Source organism: Pararhizobium sp. P1_E7, from assembly GCF_056405855.1.
The window spans coordinates 32,756-50,760 of sequence record NZ_JBFUBH010000007.1 but is presented as its reverse complement, the minus strand read 5'-3'; the positions used below and the strand labels follow the sequence as shown (position 1 = coordinate 50,760).

Here is an 18,005-nt window from a genome sequence, read left to right as displayed (position 1 = left end):
CATGGAAGTTCGCGTTCAAAACATCCGCAAGGAATTCAGCCGCTTTCCGGCGCTGAACGACGTGTCGCTCGACATTCGTTCGGGCGAGCTGATCGCCTTGCTCGGCCCTTCCGGCTCCGGCAAGACGACGTTGCTGCGCCTGATCGCAGGCCTGGAAAGCCCGACGGAGGGCACCGTCTATTTCGGCAATGAGGATGCCTCCCGCAAGACCGTGCAGCAGCGCAATATCGGCTTCGTGTTCCAGCACTACGCCCTGTTCCGCCACATGACCGTGCTCGACAACGTCTCCTTCGGCCTGACGATCCGTCCGGCCGGGCGCAGGCCAGCCAAGGCTGAAATCCGCAATCGCGCGCTTGAGCTGCTTGATCTCGTCCAGCTGAGCGGACTTGAAAAACGCTACCCGGCGCAGCTCTCCGGCGGCCAGCGCCAGCGTGTAGCGCTGGCCCGCGCCATGGCGGTGGAACCGAACGTGCTGCTGCTCGACGAGCCGTTCGGCGCACTCGACGCGCAAGTGCGCAAGGAACTGCGCCGCTGGCTGCGTGAAATCCACGACCGCACCGGCCATACCACCGTTTTCGTCACTCACGACCAGGACGAGGCGCTTGAGCTCGCCGACCGTGTCGTCGTGATGAGCAAGGGCAAGATCGAGCAGATCGGTACCCCCGACGAAATCTACGACGCGCCGAATTCACCCTTCGTCTTCGGCTTCATCGGCCAGTCGAACATCCTGCCCGTGCGCGTCGAGAACGGCCAGCTCTGTATCGAGGGCCGCTCAATCGGCGTCAGCGCATTGGGCGAGGCCGACGGCCCCGCTCAGCTCTATTTCCGCCCGCACGACATCGAATTGCTCGACGGACCCGGCGGCTGCATTGCCGGCCTCGTCACCGTCACCCGCCGCGTCGCCGGAACGCGCCATGTCGAACTCGCGATCGATGCCGTCAACAGCCGAGTCGAGATCGAGCTGCCGCCGGAAAAGGTCACGTCCGACCATTCCCGCGTCGCCTTCCGTCCGACTCGCTGGAAGCTGTTCCGGGATTAAAGAACACGAATCCGGCGGGGCTTGCAGCAGCAAGGCCCGCCGCAACCGTGGCAAAAGCATCTGCCGGCAACATATGCTCTTGGTTTTTCATTCTTTTCAGAAGACAGGCTTGATCCGCGCCGGTAAGCCGTCGCATCCTGCAGAGCCATCCAGTATCTGAACCTGCGGGCCTGCCATGAATTATCGCCGCGAAATCGACGGCCTCCGATCCGTTGCCGTCATTCCGGTGGTGCTGTTTCACGCCGGGTTCCATCCGTTCAGCGGCGGTTTTGTCGGCGTCGATATCTTCTTCGTCATCAGCGGATACCTGATCACCTCGATCATCATCACTGAACGCGGCAAGGGCCATTTCTCGCTGCTGAAATTCTACGAGCGCCGGGCGCGCCGCATCCTGCCTGTGCTCTTTTTCGTGCTGTTGTGCTGCCTGCCGTTTGCCTGGGCCTGGATGCTGCCGGAGCAGATGGCAAGCTTTGCCCGCAGCATCATCGCGGTCTGCCTGTTCGGCTCCAATTTTCTCTTCTGGCATGAAAGCGGCGGCTACTTCGCGGCAGCGTCGGAAGAGCAGCCGCTGCTGCATACGTGGAGCCTCGCCGTCGAGGAGCAGTATTACATGCTGTTTCCGCTGTTCATCATGCTGGTATGGCGGTTCGGCCGGCGGGTTCTGATCGGCGCTATTGCCGCGGTGGCACTCGCCAGCCTGCTGCTTGCGCAATACGGCTCGGTCAATTTCGCGACGGCGAATTTCTACCTGCCGAACACGCGCGCCTGGGAACTGCTGGCGGGTTCACTCTGCGCTTTCCTGCTCACCGGCGGCAAGGAGTATAAAAGCAACCTCCTGTCGCTCGCCGGATTGGCCATCATCGTCGTCTCAATCTTCAATTATGATCAGACGACGCCTTTCCCATCCCTCTATGCGCTCGTGCCGGTTCTCGGCGCGGTGCTGATCATCCTCTTCGGCGCGCAAGGCACACTCACGGCCAAACTCCTCTCGACGCGCCCGATGGTGGGCATCGGGTTGATCAGCTACAGCCTTTATCTCTGGCACCAGCCGGTCTTTGCCTTCGCGCGGATCCGCAGCCTCACGGAACCGTCGCTGGTGCTGATGAGCATGCTCGCCCTTGCCTCCACAGGCCTTGCCTATCTGTCCTGGCGGTTCATCGAGACGCCGTTTCGCAAGACCAGTGCGGCGCAGCTCTTGCCGACCCCTGCCCGCATCCTTAGCGCCGGCGGCATTGCAGCTCTGCTTTTTATCGGCATCGGTTTCTACGGGGTCTCGGACAACGGCCTGCGGTTCCGCTTGCCGCCGGCAGCACTGACAGCCCTTGCCGAACAGGAACATCACGACCCGATCATGGAAACCTGCCTGTTCGACAAGGGCGAGGCATCCCTGCCTCATCCCGTTCGAGATTGCCTGACAAAACACTCAACAGGCAGCAAGACGATCCTGATCGGCGATTCGCACGCCGCAGCCATTGCCGGCGAAGCACTTCGCAGCTTTGATGCGGACAATGTCGATCTCTACGTGATGACGCATTCGGCCTGTGTCGGCTTTTCCGGCTTTTACGTGTCCAATCCAAAATACAAGCTGCGCTGCAACCCGTTTTTCACCGGCATCGAGGACTATATTCGCAAGAGCGGCATGGAGACCATCATCATGGCGAGCCGCTGGAGCCTCTATATCGACGGAACGCCTTTCGACAATGGCGAAGGCGGCATCGAACCGCTGCAGCCCACCTATGCCGATCTGTTCGATCGGCTCGGCGAACAGGCAAAGCAGGATGATCCGGCCCGCAAGGCCCGTGTGCTGAAGCAATATGTTGATGATATAAAGGCCTATCTCGCGACCGGCCGCGACGTCGTCCTCGTCTACCCCATCCCCGAAGCAGGATGGAACGTTCCGGAGCTCGTTGCCAAAAGCGCGATGTCCGGTATCCAGAATCTCGAATTCAGCACCAGCTATGAACGCTACCAGCAGCGAAACGGCGCTGTTATCGCCGCCTTCGACGCGATCTCCCATCCCAACCTCTTCCGCGTCCGCCCCGCCGAATACTTCTGCAACAGCTTTCTCAAGGATCGCTGCATCAACAGCCTGAACGCCGAGACGGTGTTTTATTTCGATGACGATCACCTGTCGGATGCAGGCGCGCGATTGGTTGTTCCGGCGATATTGAAAGCGGTCGAGACAATTGAAGCAAGAAAGGCGGGCGCCGCTCTGGTCGCGCGGTAAACCACAGCGTCTGTAACTCCAGCTTCACCCCGACAACTGGTTCGGCATTCTGCACCTCTATTTCCAGGGCTTTGACCGGGTTCTCCGGCAAGCCTTCGAGCGCCATTTCGGCATGCACGACTTATGCCTGGCGGATGGCCGGCATCAAATCCGGGACATCGAAGGCATTATCGGCCGGAATTGTGCCGTCATTGTCGATTATCCTGAAACTGCAGCCTGACCACGACCGCTCTTTAAGCATCGACGGCGCTCAGACCGAATTTTCATCCTCGAGGGAGGAAGACAATGGCGTATTTCAATCCGCAGGCCGATGCCCTCTGCTCTGAGGATATCAATGCGCTGCGGCGTGTTTTCGACCAGTTTTGCGAGGCGCACCAGGCCAAGGGCACGGATGCAGACATGCAGATTTGCGCCGCCGCGCTTGTCCGGCTCTACCAGAGTKGCGAACGGGACCCTGAAGCTTTGGCCAGAGTATGTGAGGCAGCATTGCCGCAGGACCTGGCAATCGGTGCATGACGGGTGATTGAAACCGCGAACGGAAGTCGGGCTTCTATTTCGTTTCCGCGACCGCATTGTCCGGCGTAACCACCAGCGGGTCCGGCGGTACTGTGCTTTTTGCACTTTTGTCCGGCGAGAAATACTGGACGACGAGGATGCTGAGGATCGAGCCGACGAGGAAGCCGATCATAGTGACCATAAGTGTGCGAGAGGTCATGGTTAGCTCCGCGTCGGGATTTCCGCCCAAAGCCCGTTATAGACCTTGCCGGAAAGACGGGCCGCCCTTGACGCAGCCCGTCCTGCTTTCGGGTTATTCGTAGATATAGACGATCCGGCGGCTCTGCGGATCGACGAGCACGGGCCGGTCATTGATCCGCACATAGCGGTACCCATAGTTCGGCACCTCGGAGATCACCACGTCACCGGGGAGCGTCGCGCCRACCACGACGTCGCCATCATAGGGAACTGCGTCTAGCGGAGTACGATCGATATAGGTGCGCACTTCCGGCGGCGGCACGACGACACCGTTGGCATCGACGGTACCGATCAGCTCATCGCCAGGCGCCGGCTCAGCGGGGCCGGTTACGGCTGCGGACTGCTCGTAAGTGACCACGGGAATGCCGAGGTCGGCCCGGCGTTCCTGCACGATGACAGGCGCGCCATCGTAGTCCACCAGCAATTCCTTGGCATAAACCCAGCCGCGCAGGCCGTTGACATCAATACGGCACCAGCGTTCACCTTCAAGGCAACCGTCCAGCACCGCAGCACTGCCGCGCGTAGCGATACCGACGGAGGGATACTCTGCTCCCGGTCCGGAATAAACCGTCAGATCCGTCGCCGTTGTCGCCAGAATATCAGCCGCAGCGAAGCCGGCCCCCGTCAGAAGCATCGCAGCCGCGAGCAAGGGCTTTGATATCCACCGCATGTTCTTCTCCTTGATTGAACTCTCGGTACAAAACGCCCGATCTCAACCAAGGTTCCCTCAGGGAGCCGCCTTGCCCAGCCTGCAACGGGCCGAGGCGGCTATCGCGGCCGTTCCTGTCAGGCGCTCGCGGTGGCTGCCATCTTTGCCGATCGCCCCCTCATTGACAACCAGGAAGCGGCCGCCCTGGATGGTCGCCAGGCTAGGGCCTGTCGCCCGCGACATGGCGTTCCAGGAAAGGCAAATTGTCCTGCCCCCAGTAAATCTCGCTGTCATAAAGGAAGGTCGGGAAACCGAAGACGCCGCTCTTCAGGGCATGTTCCCGGTCGGCTGCCCATTTGGCCCGCACGTCTTCGTCCGCCTGCCGTTTAAGGAGGCCGGGGCCGTCAAACCCTGCCGCATCTGCAATCGCTGCGCGGACATGCGGCTGACCGATATCCCTTGCCTCGCCCCAGAAGGCCTGCTGCAAGGCGCGGGTCAGGCCGATCCAGTCCTTGCCGTCGAGATAGGCCGCAATGATGATCAGCGAAGCGGGTGCCGGATCGCTCAGTTCCGGACGGTTTTCGAGGATAAGCGCCTTTTCCCGCACCCGCGCCCAGCGCTTCAGATCCCGCGTCCAGTAGCCGCGCCGGACTTCCGGGCGATTGCGGGAAAATATCCCGCCATTCTCTTCAACGACGGTTGTCAGATAGGGTTTGATCTCGACATCGTTCTTCGCCGCAAGGTCGATGAATGCGTCAAAGCCGATGTAGGACCACGGCGAGCCTACGGAGAAGAAGTAGTCGATGATTTTGGTCAATGCCTGTCATTCCCATGGATATAGAGGGTGGAGCGCCGGACACCTTGGTTACGCGGTCCGCTTTTGCCTGCCCGCGCCGTTGATCCAGCCGAGCCGGGGCGCAACAAGGGTGGCGAAGTCGTGGATGATCTGGCGATATTCCGCGTCTTCGAATTCATAGGGAAGTTCCAGCCTAAGTTCGCTGACATGCGGCAGGATCGGGTCGGCAAACAGACGTTCCAGGATTTCCCCGGACGTGCCGACGATATCGCGGGCATAGAGCGTGCGGCGCTCGCCCTGCGGCGTCAGTGTACGGTCATGACGTCCTGCCGCGTAGTCGAGATAGCGCTTGCGGGTCTGCGCATCGGCGCTGTCGGTGGGCACGATGACACGGCCGAGAGCCACCCGCCTGCCCGCGCCGCCGGCGTCGCGGTAGGCCGTCAATTGCCGCGACTGGGCAACGAAGAAGTCGTCAGTCTCCTCGCCGGTCGTGACATTGCCGATCAACAGGTTGAAACCGTTTCGTCCTGCCCAGCCGGCCGACCGCAGCGACCCGCCGCCGTACCAGATACGCTCCGTCAGCCCCTTGGCATGGGGTTGCAGCCGTGGCCTTTGCGGGCCGAAAGGCGTCTTGATGACCGTCGTTTCGTCACCCAAGGGGTTGCTCTTCAGATTGTCGACGAAGCGCAGGACACGCTGGTGCGAGAAATCGTAACTCTCCCAATCGCCATCGAAGACCAGCGGAGCGACCAGATCGGCATGCAGCGGACGGCCGGCGCTCAAGCCGACGTTCAGCCGCCCGCGCGACAGGACATCGACCGTCGAAAGGTCCTCGGCAAGCCGATAGGGGCTTTCATAGCCGATCGGGATAACCGCCGTGCCGAGCTGGATGCGGCTGGTGCGCTGGGTTGCCGCCGCCAAAAAAGCCGTCGCCGACGAGATGCCCGGCTCCAGATGCCGCTGGCGTGCCCAGGCACTTTGGAAGCCGATCTCCTCGCCATATTCGAGGAGCTTCAATGTCTTTTCCAACCCTGACAGCGGATCGCCGGCGGGATAATTGCCCGGCGTGAGAAAGCCGATATGGTTGATGGCGATGCTGCTCATCGTGCGTTCTTCCCTTCAGGATTTCGGCAGGCCGGGCGGATTGGTTTCTGATTTCGGCAGAGCTTCCTCGGCGAGGTGCCAATGGTCGAGGATCCTGGCGTAGACGCCGCTCTTGATCAGCCCGTTGGTGGCCAAGGTCAGCGCGTCTGCAAGACCGCTGCCCTTTTTCGTGGTGATGGCGACGTCGGAGCGATCGGGCCAGCCGGCGCTCAACGTGCCGACGCGTTTGATGTTGTGATCGCGCGCGGCGATGTAGACGAGCTGCGCATGCGGCTGGACAATGACCTCGGCCCGGCCCGAAGACAGCGCCAGGAGGCTCGCCGCCTCGTCGTCGTAATACTGCAGTTCCAGCGGTTTCAGCCCGGCCGCGACGTTTTCGTCATTCCATCTGAGCAGGATACGCTCCTGGTTGGTGCCGGCACCGACGATGATACGCAGGCCGGCTGCGTCCTTCGGCTCCCTAATCGAGCTGATGGCGCTGCCGGACTTGACGAAGAAGCCGTGCAGACCCTGACGATTGGTGGAAAAATCGAATTTCTCCTTGCGCTGTTCGGTGACGCCGACATTGGAGATGACCGCATCATATTTGCCTGATGTCAGGCCGAGCGGCCAGTCGATCCAGGCGACCGGTACGAGTTCCAGTTCAAGCCCCAGGCTATCGGCAATGGCGGACGCATAATCCGGATCGGCACCAACGACGGTCTTTGCATCCGTCGCATAGGTCGCAAGCGGCGGCCCGCCCGGGCTGACCGCGACCGTGAATTTACCCGGCGACACGAAGGTGAAATCCTTCGAGATCGCGGCAATGGCCGCGTCATTTTTCTCCGCCCGGATGCGGGCCGGTTGCTCGGGGCGGAGGTCGAATGCCTCGTCCGCTTGAGCCGTCCCGAAAAAGGTCAGCGTCGAGGCAAGTACGGTAAGCAGAAAATTTCGAAAAGCCGGTCTGCCGGTCATTGTCATCATCTCCGTGGGAATATCCGGCCCGGCGCCGCAAACCGGCGCCGGGCCGCCTCGTGCCGCCTCAGGAACCGCTCTTCGGCAAACCGGCAGGGTTGGTCTGGGACTGATCGACGCCTTCGGCTTCCAGGCTCCAACGCTTCAGCACCTCACCATACTTGCCGCTCTTGATCAGGTCGTTGATCGCCACGGTAACCGCGTCGGCAAGACCGGCGCCCTTGCGGGTCGTGACCGCGATGTCGGCCGCCAGCGGCCAGCCGCCGCTGACGATGCCGACGAGCTTGGTCTGGTTCTTGATCGAGGCGCTGTAGGCCTGCGTTGCGTTCGGGTTGAACTCGACATCGGCGCGGCCGGACTGCAGCGCCAGATCGCTTGCGGCGCGGTCGTCATAATATTGCACCTCGATCGGCGCCAAGCCGGCGGCAACGTTCTGCCGGTCCCATTCGAGAATGATCTTCTCCTGGTTGGTGCCCGCCCCGGTGATGACCTTCAGCCCGGCGACGTCCTTCGGTTCCTTGATCTGGCTGGTCTTGCTGTCGGCCTTGACGTAGAAACCGAGCACATCCTTGCGATAGGTGGAGAAATCGAATTTCTCCTTGCGCTCTTCGGTCACCGTGACGTTGCTGATGACGGCGTCGTATTTGCCGGATGCAACGCCCAGCGGCCAGTCTGCCCAGGCCACGGAGACCAGTTCCAGCTCGAGCCCCAGCGAATCCGCCAAAAGAGAAGCGAGATCGGGATCGGCGCCGACGACCGTTTTCGCATCCGAAGCATAGGTTGCGATCGGTGGATCCCAGGCATGGATGGCAACGGTGAATTTGCCCGGCGTCACGAACTTGAAGTCGCTCGAGATCGCCTTGATCGCCGCATCGTCCTTTTCGGCGCGAACCCGGTTGGAAATATCGGGGCTCAAGTCAAATTTCTCCGCCGCCTGCGCGGAGCCCAATCCAAGGGCCGCGATAGCAACGGCGCCTGCCATCAGAAGTTTAGCACGGTGTAAGAATGTCATGTTTCCCGTCTCCATTTTCATCTTAGGGTTGTAGTTGCTGTTGGTCCCATCCCGTCCGCTCCAGCGACCGGGAATTTGCTAGAGAACTTTTGCGAGGAATTCGCGGGTGCGCGGGTGGCTCGGCTGACTGAAGATGCGGGCGGGTGGACCCATCTCCAGAATGTGGCCGCCTTCCATGAACACGACCGTATCGGCCACTTCGCGGGCAAACCCGACCTCGTGGGTAACGATGACCAGCGTCGTGCCGGTGCGCGCCAGTTCCTTGATGACATCGAGGACTTCGCCGACGAGCTCGGGATCGAGGGCCGAGGTCGGCTCGTCGAACAAAAGCACCTTCGGCTTCAGTGCCAGGGCCCGAGCGATGGCGACGCGCTGCTGCTGGCCGCCGGAAAGCTGGCGGGGATAGGCGTCGATCTTGTCCGTCAGGCCGACGCGGGCGAGAAGTTCCCGCGCCAGTTCGACGGCCTCGGCGCGATCCGTGCCCCGCACCTCAATCGGTGCTTCGATGAGATTTTCCAGCACCGTCAGATGCGGAAAGAGATTGAAGTTCTGGAAGACCATACCGATATCAGCGCGGCGTTTCAGAATATCCTTTTCCTTCAGTTCGTAGAGCGTCTCGCCGTTCTGGCGGTAGCCGACGAGATCACCATCGACGGAGATGAAGCCGCTATCGACGCGCTCGAGATGATTGATGGCACGCAGCAGGGTCGACTTGCCGGAACCGGACGGGCCAAGAATGGCGGTKACGCTGCCCGCCGGTAGAGTGAGATCGACGGTATCCAACACTTTCAAGGCACCGAAACTCTTGGAAATGCCGTGAATGCGCACCGCGCCACCAGCGCGCACCAGCGGCGCATCACGAAAACCGGTCCTGCGCACGGCCTGGCTGCTTGTGCCGGCCGCCTGTCGCGGCAGCGGCCGGCGGAAGCGGGCGAAGAAGGACTGGAAAGGCAAAGGCACCGGGTTGCGCACGGCGCCCCTTGAGAAGTAGCGCTCGATATAGTGCTGGGCGATCGACAGAACCGTCATGATCACCAGATACCAGGCCGTCGCCACCATCAGCAGCGGGATGACTTCAAGGTTGCGGCGATAGATGACCTGGACCGTGTAGAACAGTTCCGGCAGGGCGAGCACGTAGACCATCGACGTGCTTTTCGCCAGACCGATGATCTCGTTGAAGCCGGTCGGCAGGATCGAACGCATGGCCTGCGGCAGGACGATACGGAACACCTGGCGGCGGCGCGGCAGGCCAAGGGCGGCTGCGGCTTCGAGCTGCCCCTGATCGACCGACAGGATGCCGCCACGGACGATTTCCGAGAAGAAGGCGGACTGGTTGAGCGTCAAACCGAGGAACGCGGCGGCAAACGGCGTGAGCAACTGCACCGTCGGGTAGTCGAGCAGAACCGTATCGGTGAACGGCACGGCGATTTTGATCGTCTCGTAGAGATAGCCGAGATTGTTGAGCACCAGGAGCAGCACAATCAGCGGGATGGAGCGCAGCAGCCAGACGTATCCCCAGGACAGACCGGACAGCAGCGGCGATTTCGATACCCGTGCCAGCGCCAGCGCTGTCCCCAGCACCGAACCCGATACGGTCGCCAGCGCCGTCAGTAGCAGTGTCCGACCAAGACCGGCCAGAACCGGTTCGGCGAAGAACCATTCGGCAAAGACATTCCAGCCCCAGCGCGGGTTGGTGAAGGTCGAATAGATGATCGCAGCGATGACGACGCCCGCGAATACCGTGCCGACCAACCGGGCGGGATGGCGCGCCGGGATGATCCGGTAGCGCGAATAGTCCTGACTGTGCTCGGCCGCCCTGCGGCTTGGCTCGATGCCTGCAAAATCTGTCGTGAGCGCCATATTTGCCCCCTGGTAAACGATGAAGTTTTGACCGGTCAACGATGTCCGGCTGCGAGCTGGAACGGCTGGTCCGCAGGCAAGGCCCCCGGCAGTCCGACGGTCGCGAGGTGGCCGATCTCTTTTTCAAAAGGCAGCGATTTGTAGAACTCGGGGTCGGCGTCGAGGTCGAACAGCGCGGTGTAGCCGTATTTCAGATAGAGGCCGACGGCCTCCGGCTGGCGGAAACCGGTGGTCAGGTAGACGCGGGAATAGCCCTGGCGGGCCGCCTGCACCTCAAGCTCGATCAGAACTTTGACGGCAAGCCCCTGACGGCGCAGATCGGACCGCGTCCAGATCCGTTTGAACTCGGCGGTACGTTCGTCATAGGACTTGAAGGCGCCGCCGCCGATCGTCTCGCCGTTACGCTGTAAAAGCAGGAAATTGCCATGCGGCGGCGCAAAGGCTTCCGCCGGATAGCGGTTCATCTCTTCGGCAGCACCCGCCGCACTGAAATAGGATCCATACCGCTTGTCATATTCGAAGGTGAGTTCGTCGATCAGCGGTTTTGCCCGGGGATCGAGGGGCGTGGTGTAGACAAACGTATCGCTCATTTTCGCCATTCCTGTTGATGTGTTGGGCCTGTCGATGTCTTCAGTTGAGAAAAGCCTCCGCCAGCCGGACCCAGTAGCGGGCGGCGGGCGCGATGATCGCGTCGTTGAAATCGTAATGGGCGCTGTGCAGTGGCGCCGTGTCGCCATTGCCGACGAAGAGATAGCTGCCGGGCTTCGCCTGCAGCATGAAGGCAAAATCCTCGCTCGCCGTGCGCGGTTTGAACCCCTCCTCGACCCTTGCCGGGCCGAACGTGTCGAGCGCCACGCGGCGCGCGAAATCGGTCTCTTCGCGATGATTGATCAACGCTGGGAAGCCCAGCCGATAGTCCACTTCGGCCACGGCACCGAAACTTTCCGCCTGCGCCCGTGCCAGCGCCGGAATGCGCTCCTGCAGCTGTTGGCGAACGGTCTCGGTGAAGGCGCGCATGGTGAGCTTCAGCTCGACGCTTTCCGGGATGACGTTGGAGGCCGAGCCTGCGTGGATTGAGCCGACCGTCGCCACCGCCATTTCCTGCGGATCGACATTGCGCGAGACCACGCTCTGCAGCGCGGTGATGAAGGATGCGGAGGCCAGCACCGGATCGACGGCGCGATGCGGCTCGGCCCCATGGCCGCCCTTGCCGACGATGCGGATCTTCGCCTGATCGACCGAGGCCATTGCCGGGCCGGCAACGAAGCCGAACTGGCCGGCTGGTACACAAGGCCAATTGTGCAGCCCGAAGACCGCATCGACCGGAAAGCGCTCGAACAGGCCGTCCGAGATCATCTTGCGGGCACCGGCACCGATTTCCTCGGCCGGCTGGAAGATCAGGTGAAGCGTGCCATTGAAGGCAGAGCTTTCAGCGAGATAGCGGGCGGCGGCCAGCAGGATTGCGGTGTGGCCATCGTGGCCGCAGGCATGCATGACGCCCGGATTGTTGCTGGCATAGGCAAGCCCGGTTGCCTCCTCGATCGGCAGTGCATCCATATCGGCGCGGATGCCGATCCGGCGCTCGCCGCTGCCGCGCTTCAGCGTGGCGACGAGACCTGTTTGGGCAATACCGCTGGCGACCTCAAAACCCCAGGAGGAGAGATGGGATGCTATCAGCTTGCTGGTGCGCCGCTCCTGGAAGGCAAGCTCCGGATACTGGTGCAGGTCGTGGCGAAGTGCCGTGATCTCGTCGAGATAGGCAGCGATGCCGCGCTCCACCGGATCGTTCACGTGCTCTGTCCGTGCAATGATGTTCATGGCCGTTTCCCGGCGCCTCAAGCGCCGACCGCCTTTCCGCGTTCGACGGTTTCAGCGGGCTCGGCATAGCGGCTTTGCCGGTAATCAAGCCCCAGATGATCCCGCAGCGTTTCACCCTCAAGCACAGGATTGAAATAGCCGCGCGCCTCCAGGATCGGCAGGACATGTGCCGCAAAGTCGTCGAGCCCTTCGGCAATCACCGGGAAACCAAGAATGAAGCCGTCGGCTGCCCCCTCCTCGACCCAGCGGATGATTTCGCCGGCGATATGGTCTGCCGTGCCGATGAAGGCCGTCCGCGGCGTTGCGGCATCAAGCGCGATTTCGCGCAAGGTGAGGTTCTTTTCGCGTGCGGTCTTCTTGATGCGGTCGGTGGTGGCGCGAAAACTGTTCTTGCCGATATCACCGATATCCGGGAAGACGTCATCCAGCGGATAAACGCTGAAATCGTGATGGTCGAAAAAGCGGCCGAGATAAAGCAGCGCTTCCTCGATGGTGACGAGGTTGCGGATCGCCTGATATTTCTCCTCCGCCTCATCCGCGGTTGCACCGACCACCGGCCCGATGCCCGGATAGATGCCGATGTCGGCCGCGCGGCGCCCTTGCCCAATGACACTCTGCTTGACCTGCTTGTAGAAGACCTTCGCATCCTCGATCGGGCCGCCATTGGTGAAGACCGCATCGGCATGCTTGCCGGCGAGCTTGATACCGGAATCGGACGCCCCTGCCTGGAAGATAACGGGCTGGCCCTGCTTCGAACGGCCAATGTTCAGCGGGCCTTCGACGCGGAAGAAGCGACCCTTGTGGCCAAGCGTGTGCAGCTTCGACTTGTCGGCATACACCCCCGTTTCCCGGTTGCGGACGAAGGCGTCGTCATCCCAGGAATCCCACAACCCCTTGATCACATCGAGATATTCGTCGGCGATCTCGTAGCGCAGCTCGTGCTCAGGATGCTCGCGGCTGTAGTTGCGGCCCGACCCTTCGAGCGGCGTCGTCACGGCGTTCCAGCCTGCCCTGCCACCGCTGATGAGGTCGATCGTGGCAAACTGGCGGGCGACGGTGAACGGGTCGCTATAGGACGTGGAAACCGTGCCGACGAGGCCGATCTTCGCGGTCGATGCCGCAAGAGCCGAGAGGATGGAGATCGGTTCGAACCGGTTGAGGAAATGCGGGATCGACTGCGCGTTGATGTAGAGCCCATCGGCGACGAAGGCGAAGGCGATCCCCGCCGCTTCGGCCCTGCGCGCCGTATTGACGAAGAACTCGAAATTGACGCTGGCATTGGCAGGCCCGCTCGGATGCTTCCAGGCGTTCATATGGCCACCGGGACCTTGCAGCATGATACCGAACGGAATGTGTTTGTGAGCCATCGAAAAATTCCTTTTGCTAGATATCAGGCGGCGAGCGACAGCTGTTCCTTGGCGAGACGTTCGATGGAGGCAAGGCGCTCGGCAGCGGCAAGTGCCGGCGTTTCGATGATGAATTCGGCGATGCCGTAGCGGCTGTGCAGGTCATCGAGCTGCCCCCGAACGTCGGCTGCCGTTCCGTGCAGCACGCTGGGCGCCTTGGATTCGAGCCGATCGATGGCCACACCGGCTTGGCGCGCATATTCGGCGGCCTGCTCCTCGGTGCCGACGTTGACGCTTCTGCCGTCGGTGAGAAAAACCTTGACGATGCGAAGATCGGCAACAGCTTTGCGCGCCACATCAGCGTCTTCGGCGGCATAGGCCGCAAGCGCCAGAATGGGGGTCTTGCCGCCGCTTGCCCGCGCATAGGCGTCGAAGGTCCTGCTCAGATTTTCAGGATCGCCGTTCAGCTGACCGGCAAAGACGAGCCGCCAACCCTTGGCTGCAGCAAGTTCGGCGCTTTCGACGCTGACGCCAAGCAGGAAGCGCTCCGGCGGCGCCGAAGGAAACGGGGTGGCATGCGGACCTTCGTGCGCGGGATCCGCGGCGAGGAACGTATTGATGTCGAACAGCTGCTGCGCAAAGTCCGGCTTTCTGGCTGGATCGGCACCCACCTGGAGCGCACGGGTCGAGAGCGGAAAGCCGCCCGGCGCCTTACCGACGCCGAGATCGACACGGCCGGGCGCGAGCGACGCCAGAAGATTGAAAGTCTCGGCGACCTTGTAGGCACTGTAGTGCTGAAGCATGACGCCGCCGGAGCCAACACGGATTGTCGCCGTCTTGGCCAAAAGATACGCAATCAGCGTTTCCGGTGCTGAACTTGCCAGGTTTGCCATGCTATGATGCTCGGCGACCCAGAAACGGTGGTAACCAAGCTCTTCGGCCTTTTGGGCGAGCCTGACCGTTGCACGCAGAGCATCTGCAGCGGTGCCGCCCTCTTCGACAGGGCTTTTGTCCAGAAGACTGAGGAGGTAGGGCATGAACCACCGATCCATTACTAAGGTTGTAAAACTTAGTCTATAAAATCAGTAGACAAAATGATTTATAAGAAACGGCATTCTCTTTGAGGAGAGGTATGGAGAAAAAGTCACCTCGCCTCCGAAGCCGGATGCGATACGATCGGAAATCGCTAACCGCTTGAAAACAAACTGCCGGCATCTAAAAATGAGGATCGTCCAATGTCCGACCAGCCCATCTCGACCCGAATTGTCCTTGCGTCGCGTCCATCCGGTAAGGCGGTAGTGGGAAATTTCCGGCTCGAGAAAGAGGTCATCCGCGATCTCGCCGAGGGCGAAGTTCTCCTTCAAATCCTCTATCTCTCCCTTGACCCTTACATGCGCGGGCGTATGGACGACGCCAAATCCTATGCCAAACCGGTCGAAATCGATGACGTCATGGAAGGAGGAACGGTGGCAAGGGTTTTGCGCACGCGCAACGCCGCTTTCAATCCGGGCGATATCGTCCTGTCCCATTCCGGCTGGCGGAGCCATGCAATCTCGAACGGCAGCGACTTGCGAAGACTCGACCCGAAGCAGGCGCCGCTGACAACGGCACTCGGCATTCTCGGCATGCCGGGCTTCACCGCCTACGCCGGTCTGCGCAACATCGGAAAACCGAAAGCCGGAGAAACCGTTGTGGTTGCCGCAGCCAGCGGTGCGGTCGGCTCGGCGGTTGGCCAGATCGCCCGGATTTTCGGCGCCCGCGCCGTCGGCATCGCCGGTGGGACTGAAAAATGCGACTATGTGCGGGGCGAACTTGGTTTTGACGCGGCAATCGACCATCGTTCGGGCAGTTTCGCCACCGAACTCGCAGCCGCCTGCCCGAATGGCATCGACGTCTATTTCGAAAACGTCGGCGGCCACGTCTGGAGCGCGGTGTTTCCCCTCCTCAACCCTTTCGCGCGCATCCCGGTTTGCGGACTGATCGCGCATTACAACGAAAATCTTTCTGCTGCGGACAGACCCGACCAGCTGCCGGCCGTCATGCGGGCGATACTGCGCAAGAGCCTGTCCATCAGAGGCTTCATCCAGCACGAATTCGCAGACCAGCGCCCCGATTTCTATCGCGAGGCCGGAACCTGGATTTCGCAAGGTCGGCTGAAATACAGGGAGGACATCGTTGACGGGCTGGAAAACGCCCCGGGCGCCTTTATCGGCCTTCTCGATGGAAAGAATTTCGGCAAGCTGATCGTGCGCGTCGCTTCCTGAGCGATATCAAGGCCTTTTCGATCCGTCGCTGGCCGGAAATTCAGCGGCCACAAACCATCGGCTTTTGCCGAAGCCGCAAGCATGACGCATCGATGGCGCCCTTGTTCAATTCTAATCTGAATGGGATTTCTCCCGGTTGGCGAAAGGCGCAGCAGAAGCTGCGGTCGAGACGGCAGCCGCCGATCATGGCCGAAATTCATCCGGCCCTTCGGGTTGGTCGAAAACGGCCGTTCCACGCGTAGGATGGCGCCGAGCGATGCCGACCCCATCGGTCAAGCCATCCGACACAGTGGGCGGCCGTTTTCAGCCAACAGAACCGCTTTGAAGCGCTCTAGTGTCCGGTGAGAACCAGCGTCTGCACAGGAAGTAGCACAGCCTGAATCCGCAGGATCATCGCATGCACCAGCGCGACCGCATCGACAACATGCAGATACAACCACTTCACAGTCCCGATATTGGGGTCCGCAAGGGCGTCGTGGTTGTTGGTATAGGCATTGGCGATGCAGCTGCTGCCTGGAGGAACACCGTCCAGTGCGCCGGGGTAAAGGGGTTGCAGAAAGACGGTGAGCGTTCCCGGCTGCGCCATCTGCTGTACATCAACCAATTGATCCGTCTGTCGTAGCTGTCCTGCCGCGATCACCTCTTGGACCTCGGTCACGACAAGCGGGATAATGGTGAAGGGTTTGCCGATACAGGTTGCCTCGGCGATCATGCCCGGCTTCATTATCTGCGCTTCGATCTGCCCGAAGCCAGCGATTAGCGTGCCGCGGCCGGCCTGTTCCGGGACCAGAACACCGGCCGGGCGTATCATCGTGTTGACCACGTCGCCGACACGCAGCGTGAATTGCTGGACTGTCCCGGCAATGCCGGCCCGCACCACCGTCTTGTCCAGAGCCACCTGCGCCTGGGCTAAAGCAGCTTCGGCACTTGCCTTCTGCGCCGGCAACAGCGTTGAAATCTTCGTTTCCAGGGTTCGCTTATTAGCAGTGATCGCGATAACGGTACCCTTACGGCTTTCGATAGTGCTTTCGAGACGTTCGACCTCGCGTCTGGCAACAGCGTCACTCTTTAGAAGCTGGGCCTTCATTTCATATTCGTCCACCGCGATCTGATAGTCGCCTTCAGCTTGCTGGATCTGGCCATCCGCCGCAGCAAGCTCGGTATGAGCGACGCTCATCTCGGCATCGACCTCCGCAATCTGACGGCGTGCTGTTTCGATCGCAGCCTTCTGTTCGGCATCATCGAGCCGGAAAAGCGGGTCGCCGGCGGCCACCTTCTGGTTCAGTCCGACATAGACCTCGTCCACACGGCCGACTGATTCTGGCAGGATCGAGACCGTGCGAAATATTGCCGTGACAATCTTGGTCGAAGGGTGGAAATAGAAAATGAGAGTGATCAAGGATAACGTCAGTATGAGACAGGCGCTGATCCCCCATCTCAGCTCATACCACATGGTGTAGAGGGTGATATCGACCCCGATCCGTTTGCCTTGGCCGTATCTGCGGAAGAGATAATCGGGAAAGATCGTGAGCATGGAGCATAAAATCAACTCAAACATCGTCAAATACCTCCGCCGTTCGTATCCGCTCGGGTTTCGGATTCTGGCTGATTTCCAGGCTCCGGATGCTCGGCAGGCCGGAGAGACTCTATCTCACTGTCGATCGGGGGCCGGCCTGAAAGCTTCGCAAGAGAGTCGGCGATCGAATAAAGCGGGGTTGAAAAGTCCGGAACGTTCACGAAGGCGAGCAGCAGGCCTGCGATCCAGAAAAGATGGTTGTGAGTGAAAAGGGAGATCAGCGCCAGAACGGCGACGATCTCCATCTGAACCTTGCTGGTTCGATGCGCCATGCGCTCCGGCACGGCGTGCAATTGAAAATAGAGATTGCCTATGACCAGAATGATCACGATCAGGAAAATGACGACCCCGTTAAAAAGGTAGTCCGTTTGTCCCGGTGCGGTGATAAACGCAGGCAGGTGCTCGATAGCTGCTGGGTGGACCGATTGTGCCATTGCTGCGACCTATCTTCGAAGAGTTAACTGTCCACTGGCGCTTTAGAATTCTGTATTTTGACCGAGGACGCCACAAGACGACATCCACATATTGCTCTGTCGTGAATTAGAGGCCTTTCCGCAATTTGCGCAAGTAGATTCGGCGCGGGTCGCAAATGTTCGCAGCAGGATAT

17 protein-coding genes and 1 pseudogene are annotated in these 18,005 nt (G+C 60.8%); 4 read left to right on the top strand and 14 right to left on the bottom strand.

Features of this window, described 5'->3' with window-relative positions; translation table 11 throughout:
- The first annotated feature begins 1 nt into the window (after position 1).
- The 3 genes from AC1D17_RS10265 (at position 2) to AC1D17_RS10255 (ending at position 3,782) form a co-directional block, all read left to right on the top strand.
- The gene (locus tag AC1D17_RS10265) at positions 2-1,039 is read left to right on the top strand and encodes a sulfate/molybdate ABC transporter ATP-binding protein (RefSeq protein WP_477565307.1); all 1,038 of its coding nucleotides are present in this window, start codon (positions 2-4) and stop codon (positions 1,037-1,039) included.
- Positions 1,040-1,214: 175 nt separating this feature from the next.
- Entirely contained in the window at positions 1,215-3,266 is a 2,052-nt protein-coding gene (locus AC1D17_RS10260) for an acyltransferase family protein (RefSeq protein WP_477565306.1), read from the top strand.
- A gap of 285 nt (positions 3,267-3,551) precedes the next feature.
- Positions 3,552-3,782 carry a hypothetical protein gene (locus AC1D17_RS10255; RefSeq protein WP_477565305.1) on the top strand — a complete coding sequence of 77 codons (231 nt, stop codon included), beginning with the start codon at positions 3,552-3,554 and terminating at the stop codon, positions 3,780-3,782.
- A gap of 34 nt (positions 3,783-3,816) precedes the next feature.
- Here AC1D17_RS10255 and AC1D17_RS10250 read toward each other — a convergent pair whose 3' ends face one another.
- The 12 genes and pseudogenes from AC1D17_RS10250 to AC1D17_RS10195 all read right to left on the bottom strand — a co-directional run bounded on the left by AC1D17_RS10250 (position 3,817) and on the right by AC1D17_RS10195 (position 14,595).
- Entirely contained in the window at positions 3,817-3,981 is a 165-nt protein-coding gene (locus AC1D17_RS10250) for a hypothetical protein (protein ID WP_477565304.1), read from the bottom strand.
- A 93-nt stretch (positions 3,982-4,074) separates the two neighbouring features.
- Positions 4,075-4,689, bottom strand: coding sequence for a DUF1236 domain-containing protein (locus AC1D17_RS10245; protein ID WP_477565303.1), 615 nt, complete (start codon positions 4,687-4,689; stop codon positions 4,075-4,077).
- A gap of 199 nt (positions 4,690-4,888) precedes the next feature.
- Entirely contained in the window at positions 4,889-5,485 is a 597-nt protein-coding gene (locus AC1D17_RS10240) for a DsbA family protein (protein WP_477565302.1), read from the bottom strand.
- Positions 5,486-5,533: 48 nt separating this feature from the next.
- Positions 5,534-6,568 (bottom strand): LLM class flavin-dependent oxidoreductase, encoded by a 1,035-nt coding sequence (locus tag AC1D17_RS10235; protein ID WP_477565301.1) that lies wholly within the window; start codon positions 6,566-6,568, stop codon positions 5,534-5,536.
- Between the two features lie 15 nt (positions 6,569-6,583).
- On the bottom strand, positions 6,584-7,528 hold the full coding sequence (locus AC1D17_RS10230; protein WP_477565463.1) for an ABC transporter substrate-binding protein: 945 nt from the start codon (positions 7,526-7,528) through the stop codon (positions 6,584-6,586).
- Positions 7,529-7,589: 61 nt separating this feature from the next.
- Entirely contained in the window at positions 7,590-8,534 is a 945-nt protein-coding gene (locus tag AC1D17_RS10225; protein ID WP_477565300.1) for an ABC transporter substrate-binding protein, read from the bottom strand.
- Positions 8,535-8,612: 78 nt separating this feature from the next.
- On the bottom strand, positions 8,613-9,563 hold the full coding sequence (locus AC1D17_RS10220) for an amino acid ABC transporter ATP-binding protein (RefSeq protein ID WP_477565462.1): 951 nt from the start codon (positions 9,561-9,563) through the stop codon (positions 8,613-8,615).
- Positions 9,537-10,394: pseudogene (locus tag AC1D17_RS10215) on the bottom strand (amino acid ABC transporter permease); the annotation flags it as partial. The pseudogene AC1D17_RS10215 and the gene AC1D17_RS10220, both read right to left, overlap by 27 nt.
- A gap of 35 nt (positions 10,395-10,429) precedes the next feature.
- Entirely contained in the window at positions 10,430-10,984 is a 555-nt protein-coding gene (locus AC1D17_RS10210) for a GNAT family N-acetyltransferase (protein WP_477565299.1), read from the bottom strand.
- A gap of 40 nt (positions 10,985-11,024) precedes the next feature.
- Positions 11,025-12,212: a M20 aminoacylase family protein gene (locus tag AC1D17_RS10205; RefSeq protein ID WP_477565298.1), complete on the bottom strand. Its 1,188-nt coding sequence runs from the start codon at positions 12,210-12,212 to the stop codon at positions 11,025-11,027.
- Between the two features lie 17 nt (positions 12,213-12,229).
- Positions 12,230-13,579 (bottom strand): LLM class flavin-dependent oxidoreductase, encoded by a 1,350-nt coding sequence (locus AC1D17_RS10200; RefSeq protein WP_477565297.1) that lies wholly within the window; start codon positions 13,577-13,579, stop codon positions 12,230-12,232.
- Between the two features lie 23 nt (positions 13,580-13,602).
- Positions 13,603-14,595, bottom strand: a complete 993-nt coding sequence (locus AC1D17_RS10195) for an MsnO8 family LLM class oxidoreductase (RefSeq protein WP_477565296.1) — start codon at positions 14,593-14,595, stop codon at positions 13,603-13,605.
- A gap of 198 nt (positions 14,596-14,793) precedes the next feature.
- Between AC1D17_RS10195 and AC1D17_RS10190 the strand changes: the two genes are divergently transcribed.
- Entirely contained in the window at positions 14,794-15,822 is a 1,029-nt protein-coding gene (locus tag AC1D17_RS10190) for an NADP-dependent oxidoreductase (RefSeq protein ID WP_477565295.1), read from the top strand.
- Between the two features lie 331 nt (positions 15,823-16,153).
- On the opposite strand, the gene AC1D17_RS10185 is transcribed toward AC1D17_RS10190, so the two are convergent.
- Complete coding sequence (locus AC1D17_RS10185; protein WP_477565294.1) at positions 16,154-17,380, bottom strand: HlyD family secretion protein; 1,227 nt, start codon at positions 17,378-17,380, stop codon at positions 16,154-16,156.
- A gap of 2 nt (positions 17,381-17,382) precedes the next feature.
- A complete protein-coding gene (locus AC1D17_RS10180) occupies positions 17,383-17,832 on the bottom strand; it encodes a hypothetical protein (RefSeq protein ID WP_477565293.1) in 450 nt (149 codons plus the stop codon).
- Between the last annotated feature and the right edge of the window lie 173 nt (positions 17,833-18,005).

Bases quoted from the DNA above. Each gene is read 5' to 3' on its own strand.
- AC1D17_RS10265 (WP_477565307.1), top strand. From the start codon at position 2: ATGGAAGTTCGCGTTCAAAACATCCGCAAGGAATTCAGCCGCTTTCCG.
- AC1D17_RS10260 (WP_477565306.1), top strand. From the start codon at position 1,215: ATGAATTATCGCCGCGAAATCGACGGCCTCCGATCCGTTGCCGTCATT.
- AC1D17_RS10250 (WP_477565304.1), bottom strand. From the start codon at position 3,981: ATGACCTCTCGCACACTTATGGTCACTATGATCGGCTTCCTCGTCGGC.
- AC1D17_RS10235 (WP_477565301.1), bottom strand. From the start codon at position 6,568: ATGAGCAGCATCGCCATCAACCATATCGGCTTTCTCACGCCGGGCAAT.
- AC1D17_RS10230 (WP_477565463.1), bottom strand. From the start codon at position 7,528: ATGACAATGACCGGCAGACCGGCTTTTCGAAATTTTCTGCTTACCGTA.
- AC1D17_RS10225 (WP_477565300.1), bottom strand. From the start codon at position 8,534: ATGACATTCTTACACCGTGCTAAACTTCTGATGGCAGGCGCCGTTGCT.
- AC1D17_RS10210 (WP_477565299.1), bottom strand. From the start codon at position 10,984: ATGAGCGATACGTTTGTCTACACCACGCCCCTCGATCCCCGGGCAAAA.
- AC1D17_RS10205 (WP_477565298.1), bottom strand. From the start codon at position 12,212: ATGAACATCATTGCACGGACAGAGCACGTGAACGATCCGGTGGAGCGC.
- AC1D17_RS10200 (WP_477565297.1), bottom strand. From the start codon at position 13,579: ATGGCTCACAAACACATTCCGTTCGGTATCATGCTGCAAGGTCCCGGT.
- AC1D17_RS10195 (WP_477565296.1), bottom strand. From the start codon at position 14,595: ATGCCCTACCTCCTCAGTCTTCTGGACAAAAGCCCTGTCGAAGAGGGC.
- AC1D17_RS10190 (WP_477565295.1), top strand. From the start codon at position 14,794: ATGTCCGACCAGCCCATCTCGACCCGAATTGTCCTTGCGTCGCGTCCA.
- AC1D17_RS10185 (WP_477565294.1), bottom strand. From the start codon at position 17,380: ATGTTTGAGTTGATTTTATGCTCCATGCTCACGATCTTTCCCGATTAT.
- AC1D17_RS10180 (WP_477565293.1), bottom strand. From the start codon at position 17,832: ATGGCACAATCGGTCCACCCAGCAGCTATCGAGCACCTGCCTGCGTTT.